General features: G+C 53.3%; 16 protein-coding genes. 8 read left to right on the top strand and 8 right to left on the bottom strand.

From position 1 onward, the window contains the following. Positions 1-154: 154 nt before the first annotated feature. The 6 genes from nadC to HXY34_04450 all read right to left on the bottom strand — a co-directional run bounded on the left by nadC (position 155) and on the right by HXY34_04450 (position 6,625). On the bottom strand, positions 155-1,012 hold the full coding sequence (gene nadC, locus HXY34_04475; protein NWF95378.1) for a carboxylating nicotinate-nucleotide diphosphorylase: 858 nt from the start codon (positions 1,010-1,012) through the stop codon (positions 155-157). Between the two features lie 11 nt (positions 1,013-1,023). Beyond that, positions 1,024-1,656 (bottom strand): TIGR00296 family protein, encoded by a 633-nt coding sequence (locus tag HXY34_04470; protein NWF95377.1) that lies wholly within the window; start codon positions 1,654-1,656, stop codon positions 1,024-1,026. A 38-nt stretch (positions 1,657-1,694) separates the two neighbouring features. Next, positions 1,695-3,008, bottom strand: coding sequence for a dihydroorotase family protein (locus HXY34_04465; GenBank protein NWF95376.1), 1,314 nt, complete (start codon positions 3,006-3,008; stop codon positions 1,695-1,697). A 29-nt stretch (positions 3,009-3,037) separates the two neighbouring features. Then, positions 3,038-3,856, bottom strand: coding sequence for a CBS domain-containing protein (locus tag HXY34_04460; protein NWF95375.1), 819 nt, complete (start codon positions 3,854-3,856; stop codon positions 3,038-3,040). 42 nt (positions 3,857-3,898) lie between these two features. Beyond that, entirely contained in the window at positions 3,899-4,468 is a 570-nt protein-coding gene (locus HXY34_04455; GenBank protein NWF95374.1) for a CBS domain-containing protein, read from the bottom strand. Positions 4,469-4,579: 111 nt separating this feature from the next. Further along, complete coding sequence (locus HXY34_04450; protein NWF95373.1) at positions 4,580-6,625, bottom strand: fibronectin/fibrinogen-binding protein; 2,046 nt, start codon at positions 6,623-6,625, stop codon at positions 4,580-4,582. Positions 6,626-6,670: 45 nt separating this feature from the next. Here HXY34_04450 and HXY34_04445 point away from each other — a divergent pair, with 45 nt between their 5' ends. The 3 genes from HXY34_04445 (at position 6,671) to HXY34_04435 (ending at position 8,408) form a co-directional block, all read left to right on the top strand. After that, positions 6,671-7,024, top strand: coding sequence for a hypothetical protein (locus HXY34_04445; GenBank protein ID NWF95372.1), 354 nt, complete (start codon positions 6,671-6,673; stop codon positions 7,022-7,024). A gap of 194 nt (positions 7,025-7,218) precedes the next feature. Then, positions 7,219-7,689: an Lrp/AsnC family transcriptional regulator gene (locus tag HXY34_04440; protein ID NWF95371.1), complete on the top strand. Its 471-nt coding sequence runs from the start codon at positions 7,219-7,221 to the stop codon at positions 7,687-7,689. Beyond that, complete coding sequence (locus HXY34_04435; protein NWF95370.1) at positions 7,686-8,408, top strand: AAA family ATPase; 723 nt, start codon at positions 7,686-7,688, stop codon at positions 8,406-8,408. The genes HXY34_04440 and HXY34_04435 overlap by 4 nt, the downstream gene beginning before the upstream one ends. Positions 8,409-8,422: 14 nt before the next feature. On the opposite strand, the gene HXY34_04430 is transcribed toward HXY34_04435, so the two are convergent. Beyond that, entirely contained in the window at positions 8,423-8,923 is a 501-nt protein-coding gene (locus tag HXY34_04430; protein ID NWF95369.1) for a prepilin peptidase, read from the bottom strand. Between the two features lie 170 nt (positions 8,924-9,093). Between HXY34_04430 and HXY34_04425 the strand changes: the two genes are divergently transcribed. The 4 genes from HXY34_04425 (at position 9,094) to HXY34_04410 (ending at position 14,147) form a co-directional block, all read left to right on the top strand. Continuing rightward, the gene (locus tag HXY34_04425) at positions 9,094-9,981 is read left to right on the top strand and encodes a fumarate hydratase (protein NWF95368.1); all 888 of its coding nucleotides are present in this window, start codon (positions 9,094-9,096) and stop codon (positions 9,979-9,981) included. A gap of 1 nt (position 9,982) precedes the next feature. Beyond that, positions 9,983-10,591 carry a fumarate hydratase C-terminal domain-containing protein gene (locus HXY34_04420; protein ID NWF95367.1) on the top strand — a complete coding sequence of 203 codons (609 nt, stop codon included), beginning with the start codon at positions 9,983-9,985 and terminating at the stop codon, positions 10,589-10,591. Positions 10,592-10,778: 187 nt separating this feature from the next. Continuing rightward, the gene (locus HXY34_04415) at positions 10,779-12,572 is read left to right on the top strand and encodes an FAD-binding protein (protein NWF95366.1); all 1,794 of its coding nucleotides are present in this window, start codon (positions 10,779-10,781) and stop codon (positions 12,570-12,572) included. A 12-nt stretch (positions 12,573-12,584) separates the two neighbouring features. Further along, positions 12,585-14,147, top strand: coding sequence for a succinate dehydrogenase/fumarate reductase iron-sulfur subunit (locus HXY34_04410; GenBank protein ID NWF95365.1), 1,563 nt, complete (start codon positions 12,585-12,587; stop codon positions 14,145-14,147). Between the two features lie 158 nt (positions 14,148-14,305). On the opposite strand, the gene HXY34_04405 is transcribed toward HXY34_04410, so the two are convergent. Then, complete coding sequence (locus HXY34_04405; GenBank protein NWF95364.1) at positions 14,306-14,845, bottom strand: hypothetical protein; 540 nt, start codon at positions 14,843-14,845, stop codon at positions 14,306-14,308. 121 nt (positions 14,846-14,966) lie between these two features. Between HXY34_04405 and hypA the strand changes: the two genes are divergently transcribed. Further along, a complete protein-coding gene (hypA, locus tag HXY34_04400; GenBank protein ID NWF95363.1) occupies positions 14,967-15,350 on the top strand; it encodes a hydrogenase maturation nickel metallochaperone HypA in 384 nt (127 codons plus the stop codon). The last annotated feature ends 21 nt before the right edge of the window (positions 15,351-15,371 follow it).

The following is a 15,371-nucleotide window of genomic DNA, read 5'->3' as shown; positions in this document are numbered from 1 at the left end:
TCGCAGTGGTGCTGGCCACTCCAGCCATATGGGTCTTCAACAGGAGGCGAGTCGAGTTGGAGCGACGGAGGCAGATGAGGCGAGCGCGGAAGCACCTGGGCCGGGGTCCGGCCCCTGATGAGCCGTGAACACGACACGAACGAGCGTCACCGCCCTAAGGCATCGAAATGAGCATGTTGAAGTCTGCAGACTCATAGGAGTGAGTCAGAGCTCCCGACGAGAGGACATCCACCCCACTCTGAGCAAACTCGGTCACATTTCCGTCGTTAATACCTCCGGATGCCTCAAGTACGACCCTATCCCGAAGCCCCCTCTGCTTCAATGTGTCGACAACCGCCCGTGCTGTATTGGGTGTGAAGTTGTCTAGGAGTATCACGTCTGCACCGCTATCGACAGCCTCCATCGCCTCTTGAAGGGACCTGACCTCACAGGATACCTTCTTGGAGAATGACACCCGCTCTCTTGCAATACGTACTGCTCTGGCCACACCTCCCACGAGTGCTAGGTGGTTATTCTTGATTAGCACCATGTCATCCAGCGCATACCTGTGCGGGTCTCCGCCGCCCACCGTTACAGCACGCTTCTCAAAGAATCTGAAGCCCGGCGTGGTCTTCCTGGTCGCGGCCACCCGTATGCTCGGGTTGAATCGCCGTGCTTTTTCAAGCATCAAGTAGGTCTTGGTGGCTATACCGCTCATCCGCATCATGATGTTCAGGATCACCCTCTCAACAGCCAGAAGTGTCTTTGCAGGTCCTCTAGCTCTGAGCACAGCTTGGCCGGTATTCACCCAGTTGCCTTCGAACACCAGGGCCTCATGAGTCAGGCCAGTGATCTCAGCGATTGCTTTCGCCTCTTCAAGACCAGCGAGGATGCTCCTGCTTTTGGCGAAGACAGTAGCGACAGCTGGCGCATCCAACGGACCCAGAACAGATGCGGTGATGTCTCCTGAGCGAATGTCCTCATCGAGGTACCTCCTGAGCGCTTCGACTGCTTCGGGAGGGAGTCCGGTCACTCTTCCGCCTCCTAACAAGTCCTCGGATGGGTTGGATTTCTCACCACATCTCCACGGGGCGTGACTTCTCCAAATATCTCAGCTTGGAATGACATGAACTCTGTCTTGGGGTCGCGCCATGCATCAGCTGGAAGCCCGGCCTTGTTACAGGTGTGCTCAAGGAACTCCTTGACGTCCCAGTTCCACTCAACAGGCACCTGTGGGAGTAGGAGGCCCCGCCACATTCCTCTTGTGACGATGAGGCCATCTCTACCCACCTTCACAAGGTCAAGCAGTTCTGATGGTTGTCTGTAGCTGATTCTCTTTGGTTCGGTCAGCACGCTGAGTTCGATAAGGATTGAGCCGAGTTCACGGGGACTGACGGGTTCAAACCGGGGGTCATTCACTGCTGCATCCACTGCAGAATCGACTGTGGCATCAATCAGGCGTTGACTGGGATATGGTCGGCCTATACATCCTCTGAGACTGACATGGTCTCCGACTATCGAGTTCAGTGTGACGAAGACACCTGAGTTCTGAAGTAGTTTCTGGGAAGGTGGGGTTGGAAGGCTGGGCTTGGTTCGCTCACTGACGTATTGGTCCACTGTCTTCCGAGCCAATCGGACTAGGAACACTCCTTCTTCATCTGAGTAGACATAGGCCATTTGTGATTCTCCCTACCAATTACTGGCGTTCTCTTCGGTTAATACTTTCGTACAGGAACACTTCCGACCACTCCCCTTCCAACAACGAACCTGCCATTGTCGTATACCGTATGGCCTCCGACGATTGTCCTGACTACCTTTCCCAGCACCCGGCGTCCCTCAAATGGCGTAATCTTTGCCTTTGAGAAGAAATCATGCCCGCGTATGGTGTGTTCCTCCCTCCTCACGACAATCAGGTCGGCATCGAACCCGCGAGATAGTATTCCCTTGCTTTTCAGTCCTAACACACGAGCAGGACCCGAACAACAGACCCTCAGATAGTCCACCCATGTGAGTCGCCGTTCAAACACCTCGGTCAACATCAGTGGGACAGTTGTTTCAAGCCCGGGTATGCCCGAGGCAGCATCGAGAAACGGAGCACTCTTCTCTTCATCGGTGTGTGGTGCGTGGTCTGATGCTACACAGTCGATTGCACATTTACCACATAGCATTGTGAGAAGGGCCTCATTGTCATAGGGCGAGCGCAGGGGTGGAAGCATCTTCGCGTGGCCGTTCTCGTTAGAGAAACCTCCGCTGTTGAGGAAGAGGTGATGTGGAGTCACCTCCGCCGACAGGGTCTCCTCTGCACGGTTCTCGAGGATGAGTCTGGCAGTCGAAGCACAACTCACATGGCACACATGCAGGCGTCCTCCAATCGCCATCTTGGCTTCGATAAACCGCCTCGCTGACTCGTGTTCTCCCTCACAGCTGTGTATCTGAAAGTACTCGTCCATTGATCTCGGCTTGGAATCCGGACTGGATGAGTCGGGGTGGAACAGTAAGGGGCGGTCATGAAGTCTGGCAAGAGACATGCACTTTCGAATGTGATTGTCCGTGAATCTGACCCCTTTTGCCAGTGGTGAATGAGGATATACCTTGAAGCCCAGAATGCTCGGAACCATGGCCGTGTCATATTCTTCGGGTGCCATCGGTATGCCACTATAGAACCCAACGTTGACAAAGCGCTTCTGCCTAGCACTCTGCATCTTCTTATCAAGCACATCTGCATCCAGTACGGGCGGACTCGAGTTCGGCATGTCGACGACAGTGGTGACGCCCCCAGCTGCCGCGGCCATTGTTCCCGATTCGTAGTCCTCCTTGCTCGAACAGTTCAAGTCCCTCAGATGAACATGAATATCGACCATTCCCGGAAGTATGTAACAGTCTGCACATTCGAGCGTGTCGTGTGCGACGGGTTCCTTGCCCGGAAGATAGACTCCTTCTATCTTGTCGGAGAGTATGCCAACCGAACGCTTGACCTCTATGCCATCTAGTATGACAACCCCATTTGTTAGCAGGAGGTCTAATGGCATTCAGTATCCCGCCTCGTCACGGCGAGCGATTACTCCTCTTGCCCTGGGATTTTGAATCTATTCGCCGCGAACCTAGTTAAGTCAGTCGCACTTATGATTCCCACAAGTCTGTTTCCATCTGCAACCACGGGTAGTGTGTTCAGGCCTGACTCGAGCATCTTCGTTGCTGCTACTGCTATCGAGTCGTCAGGGCTTACCGTCGGGGGTTGCTGTGCCATGGCATCGACTACCCTCATCTGTCTGACTTGGTTGGCTCTGTGCTTGTCCGGAACTTCGACACTGAATCTTGCCATCGCCTCTGCTACCATTCTCTCAGTAAGGAGGCCCAGAACTCTTGTGCCGTCCACAACCGGCATTCCCGAGAAGCCAGCGTTCAACATGTCTGCTCTCGCCTTGACCAGCCGCTCGACCGGGTTCACGACAAGTAGATTCTCTGTCGTCATGAGCTGTCTGACTTTGATCTTGTCGAACTTCTTGCAGAGTGATACAATCTCCGACTTGCTTATCACTCCCACAAGCGCACCAGACTTGTCAACCACTGGACAACCACTCATTCCCCGGTCAATCATCAGCTGGGCGACCGCTGTAATGTCATCATCTGGTGCTACTGAGATGACCGTGTCCGTCATAGCGCTGGACACATGTAGCCTGCCGATGGATACTGCCACAACCTTTCCTACCCCAAGTCTATCCGCAATGTCTGCGTATGTGAGGATTCCTTGGACACGGTTGCCTTCTGCCACTACTAGCCTGTCGACTCTTTTCTTTCCTAAGAGCTCGAGCGCGACCGACAGTCGCTGATCCTTATCAATTGTGACTGGTTCCGACATGATTTGACTTACTTCCAAACCATAGACCTCCTTCTTCTTGACTACTGCGAAACAGCTGAACTATTGGCTTCTGCAGGCTTCGCACAGGTATCGCCCGTCCTCAAGCACTAGGTCTGCAGAATACTCCCCACAGGCGTCACATATGCCTCCAAAGGCCACTAGGTCATCTTCGTCCTCTTGTGGCCGGTGCGCGGGATGTTCGCCTCTCAAGCGCAGCGACTCGGATAGGATGTCAATCAGCTCGGGGGACCATTTCAGAATGTCGCGTGACGTTATTATTCCTGCGAGGGTGTTATTCCTCAGAACCGCGACCCGCCTTATCCCGCTTCTTGCCATCACCCGCATCGCCTCCGTGAGGGGCGTTTCAGGAGTCACATGTATCAGTGGTGAGCTCATTATCTCACTCGCCTTCACTTTCTTTGGGTCTGCATACTCTGCCGTCACTCTGCGAACAATGTCCGATTCGGTGATTATGCCAACTGGCCGTTCTTTGTCGACAATGATTATTGAACCGATGTCCAACGAGCTCATGGACTTCGCCACCTCAAAGGCGGTTGCTGTTGGTGGCATTGTTACCACGTTCACAGTCATGATGTCTCTAACACACATGGAGTGAGAAGGTGCAGTCATTGAATCGATCTCCGTCCTCTGGAATTGGTCCAACACTCCTTCAGATGAACAACGCAGAGTGCTTCATCACTAATGGTTCTGGTCCGCTGGACTAAAAAATGTAGTGACTCACTAGTCCATCATCACTCTTCCATCTCCTGACGGCAATACGCGCATGAAATCCTCCTGGGGAATCAGATCAATCTTGTCTCCCACCTCCTTCGGGGCCATCTTTCGAAGACCCGCCGCCACATCTTTCGCCAGCTGTCCCCTCTTCACAGTCCCTGGCGCGACGCGTAACCAGTGTTCCGTGTATGCCTCTATGGCTGAAGGTGGTCCAGAAACAGGTACTGCATCCTCGCCGTCAAGCATCACTCCGACTGCCAATTCGATGGGAACACTCCTCACGTAGTTCTTGGTCCCGTAGATCATGACTGCTCCGGAGGGCAGGTATTCTCCCGATGGCGGAGTGAAGCTGACCTGCTCGGGTGTGACCCAGTAGGCGTCTCCAGTAGCAAGTCCGTCTTGCCAAGCCCTCGAGAACGTCACTGCAAACTGCGCTGCCTCCCAGATTGTCTGTTCTCCTGGCGGCGTTTCAGGGACCTTAATCACCACATAGGGTGCCCCATGTAGCGCAGCATGCAGAAACACATCATTGGCCCCCATCTGTCGCTTGGCGAGATACTCGTTGTTCTTTGCATCTCTCCCACCAAGGACGAGGTAGCCTTCAGAAGAGAAGAACCATCTGTACTTCTCATACCACTTCTTCTTTCTGATTTTGACATGCAGTGGCGCTGCAGTGGGTGTTTCAGCCACCTTGACGAGTTCGTCCAGTTCCAACTGCGTCTTCTCGATTTGTTTCAGAGCACCTTCCACCTTCGCCTCTGACCTCTTGGCCGTTTCAAACGCCACTGCCGCATTCTCCTGCGGTGTCTTTCTGATATCGAGCGCGACAGCCACTCCGTCAAGCGACACGACAATCTCCGCAGTGGCAGGACTGATGCGTTCAATGGCAAGTGCACCCGCAATGCCCTCTCTCCTTCCCTGCTCCACTCGCTCCAGTATCTGGTCCCATGAGAGACCTGACGACCGAGCCTTGGTGATGGTCCCAATGATCTCCTGAACTGTCTGGAAGTGCGCGTAGATGGCCTCGCCTTTCAGTCTGTTCTCTTCAGCCTTTGCCTTCAGACTCTGAATGCTCTCGTTCTGCTTGTCGATTATCTTCTGTAGTCGTGCACGCTCTGCATCGAGTGCACCATGGGCCTCCTCATCCTCCAGTTCTGAAAGCGAAACGCCAAAGAACTCATCTATTGCTCTGCTGAACGAGTCAAACTCGTCCGCAGGGTAGTCTCGATAGAACTCGAATTCAAATGGTAGAAACGCTAATGGGCTGGATTCTGTCTGATTGTCGCTCTCATCGCTGCTGCCAGTGTCATCCTCTTTGACTTCCCTGACAATCCTTGGACCTACGACCCCTGCCCTCAGCTTCTCGCTGAACAGTTCCAGTCCCCGCCTCAGACGCGCGATGCCATCGGCTCCCAAGTCCGTTGTTTTCTCTGTTGACTTGACCCCTGCCAGTGTGCATATCTCCTCACAGCTCAGCGAGTCCAAGTTGAGGCGACTTGCCAGAGTTCTGACCACATTCGCTGTCGAGTCCTTGACCACTTGACTGAAGGCCTCCATATCCATGTTGAAGATGTCCGCTCCTCTTACAGGTGGGAACTCGTACTTGGCCTTCGGAACCACCTCTCTGTCTTTCATCCTTCGATACTGCTTGGCCATGAATATGGTGTCTTGAGGATCGAGCAATAGCAGGTTGCCCTGTCCGAATATCTCGGCCACAAGCTTGTATGACTCCCTCTCATCACCGACATCCAGGACAAGGATTCGGTCCATGTCGTGCTGCCACACTGAACGTATTCGTTTGTCACGGAGGTACTTTCTCAGGACAGTAACGAACTTCGCCGGTAGTCGCGGAGCTGCTCGCTTGAATACAGTCAGGTGCACGCGTCGTCCCGGTTGAATGAGCAGCTGACTGGTTGCGCCGGCCGGTTGATAGAGTTTCAGCACAAACACATCTCCGTACTGGTAGACATTCTTGATGAACGCCCCCTGCGCCGCCGCTACTATCTCTGGTAGCACCATCTTGATGTCTATGTTGCTCATTGAGTCCTTCATTTCACAGTCACTTCTGACCGACTGTTTTATAACATGGTCGCTTGAGTGCCGATAGCAAGGCCCGTGAACGCAATGCAGACGCTGAAGAACATCTTCCAACGCCTGTTCGGCAGGTGGTCCGGCAATCCTCAAGACCAGAACTTCTACGTCAAGCTGTCTTTTGCGACTGTCGCCGGTCTGATATGCGGTATCACTAGTCCCTTCTTTGTTGGTGTTAGAGGTCTCGTATTTGGGCTCCTAGTCTATATACTCTCCCTGTATGTCCTTGTGTATCTAGTCGAGGTGGACGTCGCTGCGCTGGGCGGACGACAGAAGCTAATCGTCAACTCGCTGCCCTCTTACCTTCTTCTGTGGGTGCTTCTCTGGACACTCATCTATTCCTTCACTGTGACAGTATAGCACCACGAATTTCGCAACCACTTGCTCATACCTGCCACATCTGCTCAAACACTGCCCGTTTCAGTGAGGGGTTGACTGGCGAATGCCGTGATTGTCACAAGTGTTGACCCACTGCTTGCGAATCCAGCAATCCTTAATAGACGCAGCCAGATGCGTATGATTGACTCCGCACCGGGGAATGACCAGTGGACGAATTGGACCAGAAACTGATTAGTATTCTCCAGAAGGACGCTAGGCTGGCATTCACCACTATTGCAAAGGAGCTGAATCAACCGGACACGACCATCCACTTCCGGACGCGGCGACTCCGAGAGTCTGGTGTGGTGACTCGTTTTTCAGCTCTAGTGGCCCCAAGTGCTCTCGGCTATTATAGTTCAGCACTTGTCAGTATTACGATTGGTGGTCACATTCTTCCTGACATAAGCAGAGAACGCACTGTCACGTTTGCGCAGGAGCTGGCATCCAAAGAGGAGTATCTGTGGGTCGCTGTCGGCGCAGCGCCCACGACGATTCATGCTCTGTTGATGGGGAACGATGCTGAGGACTTGGAACAACGGGTCAATGCCCTTCGCAGGTCTCCTGATGTGACAGGAGTGACCGTAACTGGCATCGCAGAGGTTGTCAAGGGCTGGGAGATTAGTGGCAGCGTCAGAGATGTGAGATGAGTGAAATGAGACGAGTGAGGACTGGCGTCCCTGGACTTGACGATCTGGTGGGTGGAGGCATAATAGAGGGCAACACCGTCTTGGTATCTGGTACCACTGGTACAGGCAAGACAATACTTGGTCTCCAGTTCCTATATAGCGGCGCCAGCGCATACAACGAACCCGGTGTGCTTGCAACCCTTGAAACACGCCCTGACGAGCTGAGGTCCATTGCTGCCCAGTTTGGCTGGGACCTCTGCAGTATCGAGAAGCAGGGAAAGCTAGCAATAGTTGATGCCGCATCAAGCAGAGCTGGTCTTCCGACTTCCGAGAAGTATGCTCTCCGGCGCGGCTTTGACGTGCCCACCTTTATCGAGGAGATCTACCGAGCAATCGAGGAGTGCAAAGCCAAGCGTCTTGTCATTGACAGTCTGTCGGGCCTCATTCGTTCAGGCGACCCTGTGGAATTGAGGAGTGAGATGTTCCGAATTGGAGCGCTCATGAATCAGTTGAAGGTCACGTCACTTGTTCTTGGCGAGACCAACGGTGAGTGTCAGAGTCGCGCAGGCGTTGAGCAGTTTGTTTCCCAAGGGCTGATCACGCTGTGTCTAACGGAGAACAACGGGTGCCTTGAGAGAAGTCTTGTTGTGTGGAAGATGCGTCACACAAGTCACAGTATGAAGCGTCACCACTTCGAGATAGGTGAACACGGCATAAGAGTGACAACTGGAGATGAGTGACCGGTTTCCGAGGTTCACAGGAATGCGAGGAGCTGCGTAGCCAAGTAGGCCGCGAACAAGAACGGGACCAGCGGGGTTCTACCCTTCCGTTCTGGGCCTCCATGAGTGCGCAGATACCATCTGCTGTACAGCTCTGCCATGGTCAGCATGAGCAGAATCTGGAGCAGAGTGCCCATTATGACCTCTGCCATAGCAGGCGACCATGATGTCAGTTCGATTCCCGGGCTCACGATTGTAATCACAGTAATCATCTTGAGATCCCCACCGCCTATGGTTCCAATTCTCCAGAGTAGATACAGAACTGGGCTGACCATAAGTATAGCCACAATGTGCAACTCGACCTCTGACATCAGATGTCCTGTTGCTGATACAAGTATGATGCCTGATATTGCTCCCAAAGCCACAATTCTGTTTGGAACAACCCGCTGCCTGAGGTCTGTGACGCTGCAGACTGTGAGCAGTGCACACGCGGCCAAGAACGAGAGTGCGCTGCTAGGTGTAACAATGAGTGCCAATTTGCGGCCTCCTGCCTAATCTTTGTCCACTGTGGCATACACATTCTGACCATAAAGACTCCTCGAAAGCAGTCTCTGAATAGCAACATAGATTAGGTGCAAGTCGTGTTCGGGTCGGCGTCTGTGGGGCTTCTAGTCCCGCACCATAGAATCCGCAAGATGATGTCACGATGAAGGACCCAGCTCAAGTCATTCATGACACTGCACTACGCCTTCTCACGATGGCCGCCACCAAACTACCTCCGGACGTGGAAGCAGCACTCAAGAAGGCACACAGTCTCGAGACCGACACGACTGCCAAGACCCAGCTCTCGGCCATTCTCACGAACTTGGAGCTTGCAGCGGAGGGGGTTCCGATGTGCCAAGACACGGGTATTATCATCTTCTATGTGAAAGTCGGTGACAGGTTCCCCTTCATAGGAGAGATTCGGGACGCTCTAATCAAGGCCACCAAGGATGCCACTGCGAGTATCCCCCTCAGACCCAATGCAGTCAACCCCATAAAGGGTGGCAACACCGGTGACAATACAGGCGAGAAGATACCGTGGATCAACTGGGAGATAGTGAAGGGCGACTCTGTTGAGATTACGGTGTTTCCGAAGGGTGGAGGGAGTGAGAATGCCAGCATTGTAGGAATGCTGAAGCCCGGTGTGGGTCTTGCAGGAGTCAAGAAGCTGGTCGTGGACAACGCAATGCGATACATGGGTGAGGCCTGTTCGCCGAACATCATAGGGATTGGGATAGGCGGCGGTGCGGACATATCGATCAAGATTGCTAAACAGCAGTTGCTCCGTCCCCTTGATGACCATCATCCAGACCCTGAAGTGGCTAAGATTGAAGGAGAAATCATGGAAGCCCTAAACGCTACAGGCATCGGTCCCATGGGTCTTGGTGGGAAGACCACGGTTCTCGGTGTGAAGTTAGACTATGCAATGCGGCATCCGGCAAGCTTACCAGTTGGGGTTGCTGTTCAGTGTTGGGCAGCTCGGCGCAGTACTGCCGTGATTTCAAAGGGCTTGGATGTCAAATACCTGACTCACCCCATAGGAGGAAAGTGATATGGCTGAGTATCATCTAAGGACACCGATTTCAGAATCTGACGCAAGAAAGCTCAATGTGGGTGACGTTGTGTATGTCAGTGGAGAACACGTCTATACTGCTCGTGATGAGGCCCACAAGCGTGCACTAGAGATGTTTGAACGGAATGAGCGCCCGCCTGTTGACTTCAGTGGCAGCGTGGTGTATCATGTGGGTCCCGTCGCCATGAAGAAGGACGGGAAATGGCAGATTGTATCTGCTGGACCTACCACCAGCGCCAGAATAGAGCTCTTCGAGGACGAGTTCCTTCGGAAGTACAAGGCCCGGATAATAGTGGGAAAGGGTGGCATGGGCCCCAAGACGCTTGCGGCTCTCAAGGAAGTGGGTGCTGTCTACTGCAGCTATACTGGAGGCTGTGGTGCATTGGCTGCAAAGGGGTTGAAGGAAGTCCGTGCCTATGAGTGGCAGGACTTGGGAATGCCGGAGGCTCTTTGGGTCATCACCGCTGAGGAGTTCGGTCCACTTCTCGTCACAATGGACTCTCACGGCAGGAGTCTCCATGATGACATTAGCAGACAGGTTCAAGCACGAAAGGCCGATGTCTATTCAAGGATTGGCGTGAAGGAATGAACATACCGGCTGCTCTCCCGCAGCCTCAGTGCACCACTATATCCTGTCAGCATTCATTAGATGAGTCCATAGAGGACTATGACCAGCAAGACCATCAGCGCGATGGTCATCAGTGCATTCTCTAACGTGAAACTCATTTTTCCCACTGTGAATTGTACCTTCAATTTCCATATAGGTTTGTCTTTCAATGCCGTCAGTGACCTCTTGTTCGCAGTACTATAGTAACAACTTTAAACCGGACTCATTCTGGGCAGACTGCGATAGTAAGCAAGAGCACCATGGAGGATTGCTTTTGGAATACAAGACGATTGCATGCGACGTTCTCGTTGTGGGTGCTGGCGGCGCGGGTTGCCGGGCTGCGTACGAAGCATCAAAGCACAACTTGGATGTCATCATGATTAGCAAAGAGCTCCTTGGCAAGGCCCACACGGCCATGGCCGAGGGCGGGTACAATGTTGCTATTGGTAATGTTGATCCGGCCGACACGCCCGAGGTTCACTTCAAGGACACAATCACAGGTGGTAACTACCTTAACAACCAACAGCTTGTCGAGATTCTCGTTCGCGACGCTCCCGATAGGATATATGACCTTGAAGAAATGGGCGCCGTCTTCGACAGGACACCCGATGGCAAGATTGCTCAGCGACCTTTCGGCAAGCAGACCTACAGGAGGACCGCCTATGCCTCAGATCGAACTGGTTCTGAGATAATGGTAACACTGACCGAGGCAATCCGGAAGACATCCGTGCGTGTGTTCGACGAGTACTTTGCAACGAAGCTTTTGCTTCACGATGGACGTATTGCAGGTGTCTGTGCAATCGACCTCAAGTATGGTGACTACGTGGTGTTCCGCGCCAAGGCCGTGGTCTTGGCCACCGGTGGGGCGGGTCGAATCTACAAGGTCACCAGCAACGCTCAGCTTGATGTTGGAGATGGTTATGCAATGGCCTATGAGGCCGGTTGTGAGTTGGTTGACATGGAGCACGTTCAGTTTCATCCGACCGGGATGGTCTGGCCTCCTTCTGCAGTTGGCAAGCTTGTAACAGAGGCAGTCCGTGGAGAGGGTGGCATCCTACTGAACACAGAAGGTGACAGATTCATGTACAAGTACCATCCCGATGTCATGGAGCTTGCAGGTCGTGACCAAGTCACCAGGGCAATCATGACTGAGGTTCTTCAGGGACATGGGACAGAACATGGAGGTGTACATCTTAGTGTGGCACACCTTCCAAAGTGGATAATCGAGTTCAGACTTGAGAGTATGCTTGAGCAGTTCGAGGATGCTGATGTCGATATCCGTGATGAGCCGATGGAGGTGGCCCCCACAGCGCATCACTTCATGGGTGGAGTCAAGATCGACACACATGCGGCTACCAACATACCCGGTCTCTTTGCTGCGGGAGAGTGCACAGGTGGAGTCCATGGCGGCAATAGGCTTGGAGGCAACGCCCTGGCGGACACACAGGTGTTTGGCGCGCTGGCTGGTCTGAGTGCAGCAGAGTTTGCCAAGAGTCATCAGATGGCGGGTGTCAATCGCGAAGAGATTACCAATGAGTTCGAACGCCTCGAAGCAATGCTCGCACGCAAGGAGGGCGTTACTCCTGCGGACGCTCGAGAGGAGCTTCAGAACCTGATGTGGGAGAAGGTGCAGATCTTCCGCAATGAGGCTGACTTGGCTTACGCTGTGAAGCGTCTCAGAGAGATTGAACGCGACATCGTGCCCAAGATCAAGGTGGATGTGCCAATCAAGCGCTTCAACCCCGGCTGGCATCAGGCCATAGAGTTCTCGCACATGGTGACAACAGCACGGATGGTTGCCGAAGCAGCCTATATGCGAAAAGGCAGCAGAGGAGCCCACTTCCGAACGGATGCAGACCCCAATGACAAGGGATATTACAACATCGTCATCCGCAAGGGCAAGAACGGGGAGATGGAGTTGAGAAAGGAGGAGCTAGTAATCACCAAGATTACCCCACCATAGGAGGCAATACGAATGACAAAGACAATCAAAGCCAGAGTCCAGCGATACAACCCGGACAAGGACGATGCACCATTCCTCCAAGAGTTCGATGTCGAGTACAAACCGGGAATGACGGTTCTCGACGCTCTTCTATACATCCAGGACAAGTACGACTCCAGCCTCGCATTTCGATGGGAGTGTAGAGGTGGTCAATGCGGTTCCTGTGCAGTCAGAGTCAATGGCATTGCAAGAATTGCATGCAGGACGAAAGTGAACCCCAAAGGAGATCTTCTACTTGAGCCACTTGAGAAGATGCCAATCATCAAGGACTTGGTTGTTGACATCTCTCAGGTCACCTACAGGATTCGGCGCATTCGCCCGTATGTCGCTCGTGATAAGCCTCCTCAGAGACCGGAGATAATCCACTCTGAAGAGATCGAGAAGCTCAGGGAGATAAGGAAGTGCATTGAGTGCAGCGCCTGCCTGTCGAACTGCCCCATTGTCCATGAGACTTGGGACTACCCTGGACCAATGATCATCCGGCAGCTTGCGCGGCTGGAACTCGACCCACGTGATGTGGAGGACCGTGTGGCAATGGCGATGGACGAGTCGTTGTACTCCTGTACGACTTGCAAGATGTGCGAAGACATCTGTCCAAAGAAGATCAAGATTCCCAGCCTAGCCGTGGAGCTTCTGCGTGCTAAGGCTGTTGAGGCCGGCTATCCGCTGGCCGAGGGACAACAGGGTTTCGTGGACTCGATTGTCGCTACGGGTCGTTCTGTGCCTGTGAAGGACACCCCTCTCCTGAAGAGCATCGACACAGAGACCTTCTTCGTAAAGAACCCGCGAGGCCGAGTGGCCTTCTTCACCGGGTGTCTGATAGACTATAGGATGCAGGAAACCGGGCGGTCTCTGATTGAAGTGCTCAATCGGAACAACATCGATGTTGTAGTGCCCAAAGAGCAGTGGTGTTGTGCTAGTCCCGCCTTTAGGACGGGTGACCTGCACACTGCTAGGGCTGCAGCTCACAGAGTCACGGAGATATTCGAGACTGTCGCAGAGAAGTACAACCTAGACACGGTCGTAGTTGCATGTGCTGGCTGCGGCAAGACTCTCCGGGAAGACCATCGACCGCTGATTGAGGAAGAACGAGGCGAACCTCCGAAGTTCAAAGTGTACGACTTGGCAGAGTACATGATTGATGTGATTGGTATTGAGAACATCGTGAAGCCCAAGGGTGTCATCAAGACGAAGATCACCTATCATGAGCCATGCCATCTCGGCAGGGGGCAGGGGGTCGTGGACCAGCCGGTAGATCTACTGAAGCTCATTCCGGGCATAGAGTATATCCCAGACCCTTATCGGAACCGCTGCTGTGGTGCAGGTGGTGGTGTCCGCGCAGGAAAGCGGGAACTATCTCAGAAGATAGCCACCACCAAGAAGGAGTACATCGAGGCCACAGGTGCTGAGATGGTTGCTACGGAGTGTCCATTCTGTACAATCCAGATATCCGACATCCTGAAGGGCACAGAGATAAAGACCAGATACATTCCCGACTTGCTGGCCGAGTCTTACAGGAAAGGGGACAAGAAATAGCGGTTGTCTGAAGCTGGATGGTGGTGGGCACGCTCTTGCATTGGCTTGTGCCCACCAGTCCAGAAACAAGCAGTCCACTCATAGGATAGTCGCCACTGCTGTCACGAGCTACACGGAAACGCCAGACAACTGGAACGAAACCATGCGGTGCCTGCGCCTCATACAACAACGAATGACTCTCTACACATGCTGCAGGTGATTGTCTCCCCTTTGACAGCAATCCGCTTGAGTTCGTACCTGCAGTATGGACACACTGCGATGGTCTTGGGGGCGGGACCGGTCCCGGTCCCAAGTATGAAGTCCCCAGAATCATGGTCAAGTCTGCCTGAGAGTTCTCTGCCATCCAAGAGGTCGGCAAGGACCTTGCTGGCGATGTGTGTGGGCACCCCTGCCTCCTGTGCAATCCTCTCAATGGGTATTCTGCGCATACTCTCTACAGTCCTTCTGACCGCAGTCACCGGATCAACCAGTGTCTTCTTGTCGAGGAGTCTGGTCGGGCGCAGCTGAGATGATACCACTTTGGGGGCGGATGGGAGTTCCCTAGGCGTCCCACCAGCTGCGACAAGCCGGGTGTTGAGGTCCGCCATTCTCTTCTTGTAATCCTCTTCTGACACCAGCCCTCTCATGTAATCAAACTCGAGGTCTCTGATTGCTGCCTCCAGCTGCCGAATGTCGCTAATGCCATTCACCTGTTTCATCACCGTAAAGACTTCTCGCCCAGTTCTACACAGAGGCACATAATAAAACCTAGGTGTATATTCGTTAGCGGTCATAGCAAAAACAACATATGTTACAAACAGGCAACGTGTCGAGAGCAAAATGCATGAGTTCTCTGCTGCTCTCTCAATAGTTGAGGCTGCTCTTGACGCTGCCAAGGCACACCAGGTCAAGAGGATAAAGGCGGTGAACATCGAAGTCGGTGAGTTTACGTTCTTGGTTCCAGAGCAGCTTGCGTTCAACTTCGAGATTGCCTCAAAGGATACAATCATGGAGGGAGCTGAGCTTCACATCAAGAGAACCAAGGGGCGCTTGAAGTGTCAGGAGTGCGGTTTTGAGGGCGAGAGCAAAGTGGACTATTCACTTCCGCCGCAGGTTGCCATTTTTGCCCCCATGAAGTGCTCGAGGTGCGGTGGCAGCCATACAACAATATCTGGCGGAAAGGAGTTTGTTATCACCGACATTGAGGTGGAGGTGGGAAACTAGTTGTCCTAGCACTCCGCAACG

The organism is Candidatus Thorarchaeota archaeon (assembly GCA_013388835.1).
Taxonomy (GTDB): Archaea; Asgardarchaeota; Thorarchaeia; order Thorarchaeales; family Thorarchaeaceae; genus JACAEL01.
The sequence above is the reverse complement of the archived record's forward strand: the minus strand, read 5'-3'. Positions and strand labels throughout refer to the sequence as shown.

Bases quoted from the DNA above. Each gene is read 5' to 3' on its own strand.
- HXY34_04470 (NWF95377.1), bottom strand. From the start codon at position 1,656: ATGGCCTATGTCTACTCAGATGAAGAAGGAGTGTTCCTAGTCCGATTG.
- HXY34_04465 (NWF95376.1), bottom strand. From the start codon at position 3,008: ATGCCATTAGACCTCCTGCTAACAAATGGGGTTGTCATACTAGATGGC.
- HXY34_04455 (NWF95374.1), bottom strand. From the start codon at position 4,468: ATGACTGCACCTTCTCACTCCATGTGTGTTAGAGACATCATGACTGTG.
- HXY34_04450 (NWF95373.1), bottom strand. From the start codon at position 6,625: ATGAAGGACTCAATGAGCAACATAGACATCAAGATGGTGCTACCAGAG.
- HXY34_04435 (NWF95370.1), top strand. From the start codon at position 7,686: ATGAGTGAAATGAGACGAGTGAGGACTGGCGTCCCTGGACTTGACGAT.
- HXY34_04425 (NWF95368.1), top strand. From the start codon at position 9,094: ATGAAGGACCCAGCTCAAGTCATTCATGACACTGCACTACGCCTTCTC.
- HXY34_04420 (NWF95367.1), top strand. From the start codon at position 9,983: ATGGCTGAGTATCATCTAAGGACACCGATTTCAGAATCTGACGCAAGA.
- HXY34_04415 (NWF95366.1), top strand. From the start codon at position 10,779: ATGCCGTCAGTGACCTCTTGTTCGCAGTACTATAGTAACAACTTTAAA.
- HXY34_04410 (NWF95365.1), top strand. From the start codon at position 12,585: ATGACAAAGACAATCAAAGCCAGAGTCCAGCGATACAACCCGGACAAG.
- HXY34_04405 (NWF95364.1), bottom strand. From the start codon at position 14,845: ATGAAACAGGTGAATGGCATTAGCGACATTCGGCAGCTGGAGGCAGCA.
- hypA (NWF95363.1), top strand. From the start codon at position 14,967: ATGCATGAGTTCTCTGCTGCTCTCTCAATAGTTGAGGCTGCTCTTGAC.